Annotated in this window: 9 protein-coding genes; 7 read left to right on the plus strand and 2 right to left on the minus strand. The window is 68.5% G+C overall.

Annotated elements, in window-relative coordinates; genetic code table 11:
* Positions 1-47: 47 nt before the first annotated feature.
* Complete coding sequence (locus PFX98_RS09750; protein WP_285235007.1) at positions 48-944, minus strand: DUF2167 domain-containing protein; 897 nt, start codon at positions 942-944, stop codon at positions 48-50.
* Positions 945-1,114: 170 nt separating this feature from the next.
* On the minus strand, positions 1,115-4,672 hold the full coding sequence (locus PFX98_RS09755) for an indolepyruvate ferredoxin oxidoreductase family protein (protein WP_285235008.1): 3,558 nt from the start codon (positions 4,670-4,672) through the stop codon (positions 1,115-1,117).
* A 219-nt stretch (positions 4,673-4,891) separates the two neighbouring features.
* On the opposite strand from PFX98_RS09755, the gene PFX98_RS09760 reads away from it, so the two are divergent.
* From PFX98_RS09760 to PFX98_RS09790, 7 genes are all read left to right on the plus strand, one after another.
* Positions 4,892-5,416: an Lrp/AsnC family transcriptional regulator gene (locus PFX98_RS09760; protein ID WP_285235009.1), complete on the plus strand. Its 525-nt coding sequence runs from the start codon at positions 4,892-4,894 to the stop codon at positions 5,414-5,416.
* Positions 5,417-5,436: 20 nt separating this feature from the next.
* Positions 5,437-5,889: an SRPBCC family protein gene (locus PFX98_RS09765; protein WP_285235010.1), complete on the plus strand. Its 453-nt coding sequence runs from the start codon at positions 5,437-5,439 to the stop codon at positions 5,887-5,889.
* Between the two features lie 42 nt (positions 5,890-5,931).
* The gene (locus PFX98_RS09770) at positions 5,932-7,668 is read left to right on the plus strand and encodes a helix-turn-helix domain-containing protein (RefSeq protein WP_285235011.1); all 1,737 of its coding nucleotides are present in this window, start codon (positions 5,932-5,934) and stop codon (positions 7,666-7,668) included.
* A gap of 172 nt (positions 7,669-7,840) precedes the next feature.
* Entirely contained in the window at positions 7,841-8,512 is a 672-nt protein-coding gene (locus PFX98_RS09775; protein ID WP_285235012.1) for a hypothetical protein, read from the plus strand.
* Positions 8,512-11,037, plus strand: coding sequence for a hypothetical protein (locus tag PFX98_RS09780; RefSeq protein WP_285235013.1), 2,526 nt, complete (start codon positions 8,512-8,514; stop codon positions 11,035-11,037). The genes PFX98_RS09775 and PFX98_RS09780 overlap by 1 nt, the downstream gene beginning before the upstream one ends.
* A gap of 67 nt (positions 11,038-11,104) precedes the next feature.
* Positions 11,105-11,986, plus strand: a complete 882-nt coding sequence (locus tag PFX98_RS09785; RefSeq protein WP_285235564.1) for an EamA family transporter — start codon at positions 11,105-11,107, stop codon at positions 11,984-11,986.
* A gap of 18 nt (positions 11,987-12,004) precedes the next feature.
* Positions 12,005-12,703 carry a hypothetical protein gene (locus PFX98_RS09790; protein WP_285235014.1) on the plus strand — a complete coding sequence of 233 codons (699 nt, stop codon included), beginning with the start codon at positions 12,005-12,007 and terminating at the stop codon, positions 12,701-12,703.

The following is a 12,703-nucleotide window of genomic DNA, read 5'->3' on the forward strand; positions in this document are numbered from 1 at the left end:
GGCTTTTCTGGTGGCAACGCATCGGGCAAACGTAGTGGCAACAGGCCCTAGGCCTTGGACTTCCTGCCGAAGAACCTGGCGATCGCGCCGCCGAAGGCCAGCACCGCGATGAAGATGATCTTGGCGAACTTGGCCACGAAGGCGAAGACCACCGCCAGCAGGCCCAGCTTCTTGGCGCCCACGCCCAGCACCAGGGCGGCGAGGCCGTATTCCGCCACCTTGTCGGTGGAGGCGTTGAAGTCCGTGTAGCGCTTGCCGTCGAGGAACTCCAGCGCGCCCAGCAGATCCTGCGCATCGCCCTTGTGCTGCGGCAACTCCTTCAGCCCGGTCACCAGATTGAGGCTCAGATAGCCCTCGCGGCCCAGCGCATAGGTGTTGTAGTTGACGCCCTGGGCCTCGCCCTCCGCCGCGCCCTTGTGGCGTGAGCTCATCGCCCAGACCAGGCGGTGGGTGTCGGCCGCATAGGCGGGCTTCTCGGCCCAGCCGACGATTTCCAGCGCCGCCATGCCCAGCTTCTGGCGTTCCTCGTTGGAGGCCTCGGTGCCCTCGCGGTAGCTCTTCAGCAGCTCGTCGGCATTCCAGTCCCTGGCCTCGTCGTCCTTGATATAGCCGGCCGGCTCGAAGCGCAGCGTGGCAAACCAGGGCGCATCCCCGCTCGGGAACACCAGGCCCAGCAACTCGCTGTAATCGCCCGGGTTGCCCATCGCGCGCATCAGCCTGGCCGCCTGCGGCTGGCCGATGAAGACCCGGCCGGCGGGCAGCTTCAGCACCGCCTGGCCGCCCAGGGCAATGTCCTTGGGGCCGGGCTGGCCGGCCTGCATCGATTCGGCGAAGACCTGCTTGGGATCTTCGGCCGCGGGCGCCTGCGCGCGGGCCAGCAGGCCGACGCAGCCGAGCATGATGGCGGCCAGCAGCGCAGGCCAGCGCTTGTTGTTGCTGTTCATGGACGGATCCTCCCTGGGCGGGCAGTCTAGATGCGCGGGCCCGGTGCTCGGGGTCCCCACAAACCCGTGGCACCCAAGAGAGGGTGGGGCGCGCCCTGGCGGCGCCCACAACGAAAAAACCCGCCGGCCTTGCGGCACAGCGGGTCCCGATCAGGTCAGTGATGCTCGGCTTACGCCGCGCGCCACTGCCCCATCAGCGTTTGCCACTTGGCCTTGGCGGCATGCAGATGGCGCTCCTTCACATGGCCATAGCCGCGGATCTCCTCGGGGATGCGGGCGATCTCGGTGGCCAGGGCGAGGCGCTCGGCCGTCAGGCCCTTGGCCAGGATGGCCTCGATGCTCTCGCGGTACTCGCCGATGAGCGCGCGCTCCATCTTGCGCTCCTCGGTGCGGCCGAAGATGTCCAGCGCCGTGCCGCGCAGACCCTTGAGCTTGGCGAGGATGCCAAATGCGGGGCGCACCCAGGCACCCATCTGCTGCTTGACCAGCTCGCCCTTCTCGTTCTTCTTGGCCAGCAGCGGCGGGGCCAGGTGGTGCACCAGCTTGTAGTCGCCTTCGAACTGGGCCGCGATCTTGTTGAGGAACTTGGCGTCGGTGTGCAGGCGTGCCACCTCGTACTCGTCCTTGTAGGCCATCAGCTTGAAGAGGTAGCGGGCCACCGCCTCGGTCAGCTTGGTGCTGTTCAGCTTGCCCTCGACCGCGCGCACCTTCTCGACGAAGGCCTTGTACTGCTCGGCATAGGCGGCGTTCTGGTAGTCGGTGAGGAACTCGACGCGCTTGGCCACCAGCTCATCCACGCCGGGGCGCTTGATGATGTTGATGACCTGGGTGGCGGCGTACAGGCCCTGCACCGCGGCCAGATCGACGGCGCAACGGCGGCCCCATTCGAAAGCGGCCTTGTTGTTGTCGATCTGCACGTTGTTGAGCTCGATGGCGCGCATCAGCGCCTGGTAGCTCAGCGGCACGCGGCCCTTCTGCCAGGCGTAGCCCAGCATCAGCGGGTTGGTGTAGAGCGAGTCGCCCAGCAGCTTGACGGCCACTTCCTCGGCGTCGAACATGCCCAACCCTTGCTGGCCCACGGCCTTGCCGACGGCGGCCTCGCAGGCGGCGCCGGGGAAGCTCCAGTCGGCGTTGTTCACCAGCGTGGCGGTGGGCGAGCCATGCGTGTTCAGGGCCACAAAGGTGCGGCCCTCGCGCATCACGGCCAGCGAGGCCTTGTTGGCGGCGACGATGGAATCGCAGGCGATCACCAGATCCGCCTCGGCGGTGCCGACCTTGGTGCAGTGGATGTCGTCCGCATGGTTGGCGATCTGGATATGGCTCCAGGTGGCGCCACCCTTTTGCGCCAGACCGGCCGCGTCCTGGGTGATCACGCCCTTGCCTTCCAGGTGCGCGGCCATGCCCAGCAGCTGGCCGATGGTGATCACGCCGGTGCCGCCCACGCCCGCCACCACGATGCCCCACGCCTTGTCGGCGTTAGGCACATTGGGCAGGGGGATGGCCGGCAGCGCGGTATCGAAGGGGCTGCGACGGCTTTCCTTCTTGGGCTTCTTCAGCTCGCCGCCCTCGACGGTGACGAAGCTGGGGCAGAAGCCCTTCACGCAGGAGTAGTCCTTGTTGCAGGTGTTCTGGTTGATCTGGCGCTTGCGGCCGAAGTCGGTCTCCAGCGGCTCGACCGACAGGCAGTTGGATTGCACCGAGCAATCGCCGCAGCCCTCGCACACCAGCTCGTTGATGACGACACGCTTGGCCGGATCCACCAGCTTGCCGCGCTTGCGGCGGCGGCGCTTCTCGGTGGCGCAGGTCTGGTCGTAGATGATGGCCGTGGTGCCGGGGATCTCGCGGAACTGGCGCTGGATCGCGTCCAGCTCGTCGCGGTGGTGCACGGTCACGCCGGCGAGCAGCGAGACGCCGTTGTACTTGCTCGGCTCGTCGGTCACGATCACCAGCTTGGCCACGCCCTCGGAGGTGAGGCTCTGCATGATCTGAAGCACCGTGTGGCCCTCGGCGCGCTCACCCACCTGCTGGCCGCCGGTCATCGCCACGGCGTCGTTGTAGAGCACCTTGTAGGTGATGTTCACACCGGCGGCAATGCTCTGGCGGATCGCCAGCAGGCCGCTGTGGAAGTAGGTGCCATCGCCGAGGTTGGCGAAGATGTGCTTCTCGTTGGTGAAGGCCGACTGGCCCACCCAGGGCACGCCCTCGCCACCCATCTGGGTGAAGGTGGCGGTGTTGCGCCCGGGCATCCAGCTCACCATGTAGTGGCAGCCGATGCCGGCCACGGCGCGCGAGCCCTCGGGCACGCGGGTGCTGGTGTTGTGTGGGCAGCCGCTGCAGAACCAGGGCGTGCGATCCGCGCCGCCGGCGGTCTGGGCCTCGGCCTTGAGCGCGTTTTCCTTGGCATCGATGATGGCCACGCGTGCATCCAGGCGCGCCGCCACCTCGGCGTCCACGCCCAGCTTCTTCAGGCGCTTGGCAATGGCGCGCGCGATGATGGCCGGCGTCAGGTCGGCCTGCGGGCGCAGCAGCCAGTTCTTGCTCGGGTTGGGCAGGCCCCATTCGCCACCCATGCCGCCCTCGGCGTCGTCGTCGAACTTGCCCAGCACATGCGGGCGCACGTCGGGGCGCCAGTTGTAGAGCTGTTCCTTCACCTGGTACTCGATGACCTGGCGCTTCTCTTCCACCACCAGGATTTCCTGCAGGCCGTCGGCGAAGTCGCGCGTGATCGAGGCCTCCAGCGGCCACACCACATTGACCTTGTGCAGGCGGATGCCGAGGCGGCGGCAGGTGTCGTCGTCGAGGCCCAGGTCGTGCAGCGCCTGGCGCGTGTCGTTGTAGGCCTTGCCCGAGGCGATCAGGCCGAAGCGGTCCTGCTTGCTCTCGATGACGTTGTAGTTGAGCTTATTGGCGCGCACATAGGCCAGGGCGGCGTACCACTTGTGGTCCATCATGCGCGCTTCCTGGTCCAGCGGCGGGTCGGGCCAGCGGATGTGCAGGCCGCCCTCGGGCATGGGGAAGTCGGTGGGGATGATGATCTTGACGCGGTCCGGGTCCACGCTCACCGAGGCCGAGGATTCGACGATCTCCTGGATCGTCTTCATGCCCGACCACAGGCCCGAGAAGCGGCTCATCGCGATCGCGTGCAGGCCCATGTCCAGGATGTCCTGCACGCTGGAGGGGAAGAACACCGGGAAGCCGGCGGCCTTGAAGACGTGGTCGCTCTGGTGCGCGGCGGTGGAGCTCTTGGCGATGTGGTCGTCGCCCGCCACCGCGATCACGCCGCCATGCTTGGCGGTGCCGGCCATATTGGCGTGCTTGAAGACGTCGATGCTGCGGTCCACGCCCGGGCCCTTGCCGTACCAGATGCCGAACACGCCGTCGAACTTGTTCTTCTCGGGGAACAGGTCGAGCTGCTGCGTGCCCCAGACGGCCGTCGCGCCAAGCTCCTCGTTGACGCCCGGCTGGAACACGATGTTCTGCTTGGCCAGATGCTTCTTGGCCGCCTGCAGGGCCTGGTCGTAGCCACCCAGCGGCGAGCCGCGGTAGCCCGACACAAAGCCCGCGGTGTTGAGCCCCGCCATCGCATCGCGCGTGCGCTGCAGCATCGGCAGGCGCACCAGGGCCTGCACGCCGCTCATGAAGGCACGGCCGTGCTCGAGCGCGTACTTGTCGTCCAGCGTGACCTTTTCCAGCGCGCGCAGGATATGTTCGGGTAGCGGTGCATTCATCGGGGGAACTCCAGAGGGTGGGCGGGGCAGGCGGGGCGACTTGTGATCGCGCGCATGGCCGTGATGCCGGCAGTATGTGCCGGCAGGGGAGTGTAGGGAAAGCTTGGCGATCGGTGCTTTCTATCTGCTGCTGAAAAGCGTAGGCTTCAGCAATAATCTTTCTCAGACATCCGTTTGGAGTGGCGATTGGCTTCCAAGAACACCAAATCAGGGCAAACCATGAGGAAGGCGGCCGCGGCCCCCGAGGCCGAGGAGGCGGGCGCCCAGGGCGAGAGCCTGGACCGCTGGCACATCGCCATCCTGGCCGAGCTGCAGCGCGATGCGCGGCTCTCCAATGCCGAGCTGGCGGCGCGCATCGGGCTCTCGGCCGCGCCCACCTGGCGGCGCGTGCGCTGGCTGGAGGAGCAGGGCTTCATCACCGGCTACCGCGCCGAGATCGACCGCCGCAAGGTGGGCCTGGGCGTGCTGGCCTTCGTGCGCCTGGACGCCGACCGCAACAACGGCGCCTCCACCAAGCCGCTGGAGGATGCGATCCGCGAGCTGCCCGAGGTGATCTCCTGCCACTACATCTCGGGCGCCGGCACCTTCGAGCTGCAGGTGCTGGCCACCGACCTCGACGCCTTCTCGCGCTTTTCCATCGACACCCTGCTGAACCTGCCCAATGTGAAGGACATGCACACCAGCTTCTCGCTGGGCGAGGTCAAGGCCGGCGGCATGACGCCGCTGGCGCAGCTGAAGGGATGAATTCACCGGAGCGAACCGCCATGAGCGAACCCACCCAAACCGTGCGCCTGCAGCGCGTGCTGCGCAGCCCGCCGGAGCGCGTCTACCGCGCCTTTCTGGACGCCAGCGCGATGAGCAAATGGCTGCCGCCGCATGGCTTCACCGGCCAGGTGCATGAGATGGATGCGCGCGTGGGCGGCAGCTATCGCATGTCCTTCACCCACTTCGGCAGCGGCCACACGCATGCCTTCGGCGGCCGCTACCTGGAGCTGCGGCCGCATGAGCTGATCCGCTACACGGCGGTGTTCGACGACCCGAACCTGGCCGGCGAGATGCAGACCACGGTGACGCTGCGCCAGGTCTTCTGCGGCACGGTGATGGAGGTGGTGCAGGAGGGCATACCGGCGCAGATCCCGGCCGAGGCCTGCTATCTCGGCTGGCAGGAATCGCTCACCCTGCTGACGCAGCTGGTGGAGGCGGAGATCCCGGGATGAGCGCCGCCCTGGCCCCGGTGAAGGACGTCGGCGCCATGCCCCATGGCTGAGCCCGGCCTGCCGCTGTATCCCTCGGGCGCGGACCTTGCTGCGCTGGAGCGGCAGCTGGCGGCGGCGGAACCGGCGCAGCGCGCCGCGGCGGGCAGTGCCCTGGCCTGGGCGCTGCGGCAGCGCGACAGTGCGCGCGCCCAGCGCCTGGTAGAGGAGGCGCTGGCGCAACTGAGCGCCGCGGCCGGCACGGCCAGCATCGCGGATTGGCGCTTGCAGATCCGGCTGGCGCTCACGGGCAGCGAGATCGCGGCCCTGTTCGGGCGCCTGGAGTCGGCCGAGGAGCAGCTGGCGCACGCCCGCGCCTGGCTGGCCGAGCACCCCGATCCGCTGGCCAGCGGCGATGCGCTGCTGGCCGAGGCCGGCGTGGCCAAGGCGCGCGGCCAGCGCGAGCGCGAGCTCGACGCTTACCGGCGTGCCGCGGCCGTCTATGCCGAGGCGCGCCTGCTTGAGCGCCAGGCGCTGGCCGAGGCCTGGTCCGCCTACGAGGGCGCGTTCGGCGATCCCGGCGGCGCCCAGCCCGCCGGCGTGGGCATCGATGCGGCCGGCGATGCGCTGTGGAGCGCGGCACGCGCGCTGCGCCTGTCGCGGCGCGAGCCGGCCGAGGCGGCGGCGCTGTTCCTGCATGCCAGCGAGCAGGCCCAGCGGGTGGGCCTGCTGCGCCTGGCGCTGATCTGCGTCATCAACGCCGGCACGGCGCTGCAGGGCCTGGGCGAGACCGACGATGCGGTGGCCTGTTTCGACCTGGCCGAACGCGTCGCCCAACAGACCGGCTGGCCGACCCTGCTGGGCGCCATCCAGACGCGCTTGGCGGCGCTCTTCAACGAACTCGGCCGGCTGGAGGAGGCGCATGAACTGGCCAGCGCCTCGTTGCGCTCGCTGGCCGCCACGCCGGGCGGCATCAACCGCGCCAATGCCTGCGCCGAGCTGTCGCGCAACCTGCTGCTGCAGGGGCGCGGCGTCGAGGCGGTGGCGCCGATGGACGAGGCCATCCGCATGTACCGCGAGGCGCAGTCGACCGACAACCTCGCCCTGTGCCTGATCCATCAATCGCGCGCGCTGGCGGCGGCGGGCCGGCCCGACGCGGCGCTGGCGGCGATTGCCGAGGCCCGGGAGCTGATCGCCGCGCATGGCTTCACGGCCCTGACCCTGGGCGTGTACGAGGCGCTGGCGGAGATCCATCGCCGCCACCGCCTGCCGCCTCCGGCCGAGATGCGGGCAGCCACGCCGGCGCTGCACTATTCGCTGGCCGCGCTGCACGAGGGGCAGCAGATCCCCGGCTGGAAGCCGCTCGCCCCGCTCTACATCGAGCTGGCCGACGATTGCGCGGCCGCGCAAGACTGGCCCGCCGCCTTCGGCCATGCGCGCAAGGCCATCGAGCTGCTGCAGCAGCAGCGCCAGCCGGCCAGCGGCCAGGCGCCGGGTGCGCGCCGCGTGGCCGAGGCGCCGCTGGCACTGCTGTCGGATGAGGGCGGCCTGTGGCGCCCGGCCTTTGCCACCCCGCTGGGCGACGCGGACGCCGCGGCCGCGGCGCTGCAGATGACGCCGCGCGAGCGCGCCATCCTGGCCTTGCTGGCGCGCAGCTATTCGAACAAGGAGATCGCCCAGGCCTTGGCGATCGGCGACGAAACGGTCAAGTGGCACCTGAAGAAGGTCTACGCCAAGCTGCAGGCCGGCACGCGCAAGCATGCGGTGAGCCGCGCCCGGGCGCTGGGCCTGATCGGCTCCTGAGACCTCGCCTCCCGGGCCGGCAGCGGCCTCATGGCTTTCCCGCCCCCATGCCTCAGGGCCCCCCGCGCCGGGGGGCCCGGGCCACCCCCCTGGCTCCCTATGCTGGGCCTTCCCGGTGCACGCATGTCTGCATGCGAACGTGCCGCCGCCCCAGCCAATAGGAGAGACCCCCATGATTGCTCGCCCCGAGGCGCCCGAGCCCCGAGCCCCTTCCGCCACCGGTGCCTGGCGCCAGACCGGCCTGGCGGCCTTGCTGCTGGCCGGCGCCCTGACGGCCATGCCGGCGGCGGCCACCCAGCTGCTGCCGCACAACCTCACCAAGCTGATCGCGACCTCCGACCTGATCGTCTCCGGCACGGTCAAGAACGTCAGCGACGGCATGGACAACGGTGTGCCCTACACCGAGGTGACCCTGTCGGTGGCCGCCTCGGCCAAGAAGAAGCTGGCACCGCGCTCGGAGTTCAAGTTCCGCCAGTTCGGCATGCTCAAGCCCCGCAAGATGGCCAATGGCAAGTTCTTCCTGGGCCAGGCGCCCGAGGGTTTTGCCAAGTGGCGCAAGGACGAACAGGTCATCGCCTTCATGTACCGGCCCGCGGCCAAGACCGGGCTGCGCACGACGGTCGGCCTGGAGCAGGGCAAGTTCACCACGGTGGGCGGGCGCACCGCGAATGCCGACTTCAACCGCAATCTGTTCAAGGACGTGACGGTCAGCGCCGGCCTGCTGAACGCCACCGAGACCGCGATGTTGAAGAAGCCTGCCGGCGATGTGGATGCCGTCGCGCTGATGTCGCTGGTGAACCGCGCGGTTGCCGGCCAGTGGATTGAAAAGGGAGTGATGCGCTGATGAACAAGACCTACCGAATCGTCGCCGCACTCGCGGTCAGCCTGCTGGGCAGCGCTGCCGTGCAGGCCGCCGGCCCGCTGATGCTCAACGACAAGCCGCGCGACCCCCAGCCGCTGCGCTGGAACACGGCCACGCCGATCCCGGTCTACACCGACCTGGGCGTCTTCACCTATGACTTCGACGGCACCACCCCCTTCATCACCAATGCGCGCGCCAACGAGATGGTCAAGTTCGCGATTGGGCAGTGGAGCGCCGTGCCGACCTCGACGCTGAAGGCCTACTGGGCCGGCGACTTCAGCAAGGTGCCGTCCATCAACGCCGACGTGACGGTGAACAACGCCAGACAGGTCTACGCGCAGGAGAACGGGCGCGGACTGCATGTCGTCTACGACACCACCGGCGAGATCCTGGCCGACTTCTTCGGCGTCTCGCCCGACTCGGTGCTGGGCATTGCCTTCCCCAAGATCGCCATCGACAGCGACGGCGACGGCTACGAGGACACCATCGTCGAGGCGATGGCCCTGATGAACGGCTATGCGGTGCAGGCCAACGACACCGACGGCCGCTTCTTCAACGGCATCATGACGCATGAGTTCGGCCATGCCTTCAACCTGTCGCATTCGCAGGTGAACGGCTCGATGGCCTACTTCAGCATGCCGGGCTGGTACGACCTCTACCCCGGCGTGCCCGGCTGCGTGCCGGCCCGCCACATCCCGGGCTGGGGCGGCAACGACATGCCGGTCCAGTATGTCGAGACCATGTTCCCCTACATCAATCCGCGCGCTCAGATCGGCGCGGAGATGAGCACGGTGGACATGCCCGACGACATCGCGGCGATTTCCAACCTCTATCCCACGCCGGGTTACCGGAGCAGCACCGGCTCGATCAGCGGCGTGCTGCGCCTGAAGGACGGCCGCACCCCCTACAGCGGCGTCAACATCATCGCCCGCAACGTCAACAACCCGCTTGGCGACGCCGTGTCGGCGATGACCGGCGACCAGACCCAGGGCAAGCTCGGCCCGGACGGCCGTTTCCGCATCACCAACCTGAAGCCGGGCCAAAGCTATTGGCTGTACATGGAGGAGATCGTCGCCGGCGGCTATCCGACGACGCCGCGCGCGCTGGTGTCCGAAGCCGAATACTGGAACGTGGCCGAGAGCGCCAACCCGGCCAACGACAAGGCCTGCGACATGACGGCCATCACCGCGGTGGCCGGCAGCACCCAGACCGCCAACCTGACCTTCAATGGCTATGACCAGGGCGTGCAGTTCTATCCGGTGGTCGACGCCGCGCTGGCGAAGCTCTCCAAGAACGGTGGCATGGCGTCCGGTCTGTTCTATGCGACCCAGTTCACCTGGGACATCAACAAGGGCATCCAGGTCATGCCGCCGAATGTGATCGGCACCAATGGCGCGATCAGCCGCAACGGGCAGAAGATCCTGGTCAACGCCGATCTCAATGGCAATGGCATCAACACGATGGCCTTGTGGGCCGGCCCGGGCAAGCTCAGCAGCATCGGCGACCTGAACGGCGATACCTGCGGCGGCGAGGGTCAGCAAGGCGTGTCCTCCAGCTACGGCTTTGCCTTGGACGACGACGGCCGCACGGCGGTGGGCCTGGCCTATCTGGACGTCAAGAAGAACGGCCAATGCCAGGACAGCTTCGGCGGCTCCATCGTGCCGGTGGCCTGGACCGAAGGCGGCGGCATGCGCAAGCTCGACGACAGCGGCTTCGACTACGCGACCGAAGGCTGGCTGCGTGCCCAGGCGGTGTCGGGCGACGGCAGCGTCGTGCTGGGCGAGACCAACTACTCGAAGGCAATGGCCTGGGTCAACCAGGGCAAGCGCATCGACCTGTTCAAGCTGCACGGCGCGGTGAATGCCTATGCGGTGAATCGCGACGGCACCCGGGTCATGCTGGACACCACCAAGGCGGTCATGCGCAGCTACGACGGGGTCAGCTACGAGGACCGCATCTCCAACGGCCCGCTGTTGTGGAACCCCAAGAAGGGCCCGGCCGCGGTCACCAAGATCGCCGGGTTGCGCTGGTGCACCGATGTGGCCCTGCCGGCCCAGATCGATTGGGCGACCTGGCAGTATGTCGATCGCTGCGCCACCGAGGGCCCGGCGGCCGTCGAGGCCGACCTCGGTCTGGTGCCGCTGCAGATCAACGACATGAGCGACGATGGCAAGGTCATCATCGGTCGTGCCGGCTCCTACTGGCTGGGCAACTTCGAGGGCGTGATGTGGGTCGAGGGCGTCGGCTGGATCAAGCTCGCGGACTTCTTCCGCAAGCAGGGCGTGGCCGAGGCCTACCGTTTCGGCATGCAGAACCCGGGCTCGATCAACGGCGCCGGCACCGAGATGGTGGGCGGCCTGCTGGGGGCGATGGGCACCTGGTATGTGGACATGAAGCAGGTCTATGTGTGCCAGAACGGCAGCTCGGTGCAGACCGGCTTCCCGCTGGGCTTCATCTCCAAGATCCAGTCGGGCGCCAAGATGGGTCGCTGCGAGCATCAGGGCTGAGCCCCCGAACTCCCTCGGTTAAGCTGCGGCTCTCACCGAGGGAGCTCCGATGCAGTTGGGCGATCGCCTGCCGTTCAGGCATTTCCTGTTGGCCCTGGCCGTGGTCGCCATCTGGGGCAGCAATTTCGTTGTTATCCGGCTGGGGCTGAATGCCTTCCCGCCGCTGCTGTTCGCGGCGCTGCGCTTTGCCATGGCGGTGCTGCCGGCGATCTTGTTCGTGCCGCGCCCCACCGCGCCCTGGCGCAATCTGGCCGCCTACGGCCTGCTGATCGGCGTGGGCCAGTTCGGCCTGCTGTTCCTGGCCATGCGCAGCCAGATCTCGCCGGGCCTGGCCTCGCTGGTGATACAGACCCAGGTGTTCTTCACCCTGATGCTGGCGATGCGTGTGAACAAGGAGCGCGTGCAGGGCTACCAATGGTTATCCCTGCTGCTGGCCGGCGCGGGCATAGTCGTGATCGCCAGCCACACGGATGGCAGCACCACCGTGCTGGGCCTGGCGATGATTCTGCTGGCGGCCTTCAGCTGGGCCTGCGGCAATATGGTGGGCAAGCGCGCCGGCCAGGTGAACATGCTGGCCTATATGGTGTGGAGCAGCGCCTTCGCGGTGCCGCCGCTGCTGGCACTGTCGCTGCTCGTCGAGGGGCCAGGTCTTGCCTGGCAGAGCGTGCAGGCGGCGGATGCCGGTGCTTGGGGCTCGGTGCTGTGGCAGGCGCTCGGCAATACCTTGTTCGGCTACGGCGTCTGGGGCTGGCTGCTGGCACGCCACGCGGCCGCCACCATCGTGCCGATGGCGCTGCTGGTGCCGGTGTTCGGCATGAGCACGGCGGCCTGGTATCTGGGCGAGTCGCTGCCGGCCTGGAAGCTGGCCGCCGCCGCCCTGGTGCTGAGCGGGCTGGCGCTGAACCTGCTGTGGCCGCTGCGGCCCTGGAAGCGGGTGGCAGGTATTTGAGCGGCTATGCTGGGCGCCATGCAGATTGAAACCCACATCGCCGCTGCGTCCGAAGCCCAGGCCAAGGCCGCGCTAGGCGCTCTGCTGACGGCCTACACGGCACCGTCCTTCGGCGTGCTGCCCAAGGCCGAACTGGACCTGGCGATGCTGCTGGCCCTGCAGGCGCTGGGCGCGATCGGCGCCGACCCGTCCATCTATGACCTGGTGGCGACGCTGCGCGTCACCCGCCCGAAGGCGCGCAACCTGCTCTATGCGCTGGAGCTGCGCCGCTCCACGCCGGCCCTGCTGGACGCCAAGCTCAAGACCCTGCTGCGCACGCCCATCCTGCACAAGCAGGGCGAGCTGTTCGCGCTGGAAGTGGAGAACCCGCTGCTGGCCGACCATCTGAAGGCACGCCTGCAGCAACTCGGCCATGCCAGCGACGGCTCCTTCTCGGCCAGCCTGATCACGCTCAAGCTCGAGGCCATGGTGGCCCTGGTGGCTTCCTGCCTGAGCGCCGAGGAGCAGGAGAAGCTGCGCCTGGCGCTGGTGAAGGCCGGTGCGCCCGACACCTCGCTGCGCGGCCTGCTGGCCGCCGCCTTCAAGAAGCTGGGCGCCAAGCTGGCGTCCAAGGCCGGCGAGGCCGCGGCCGAGCAGGTGTCCGACTACCTGGGCCCCCTGCTCGATGCCGCCACCAAGACGGCGGCGGCCAAGCTCGGCGCCCTGCTCAAGGCCTAG

The sequence above is a fragment of the Paucibacter sediminis genome (assembly GCF_030254645.1).
Taxonomy (GTDB): domain Bacteria; phylum Pseudomonadota; class Gammaproteobacteria; order Burkholderiales; family Burkholderiaceae_C; genus Paucibacter_B; species Paucibacter_B sediminis.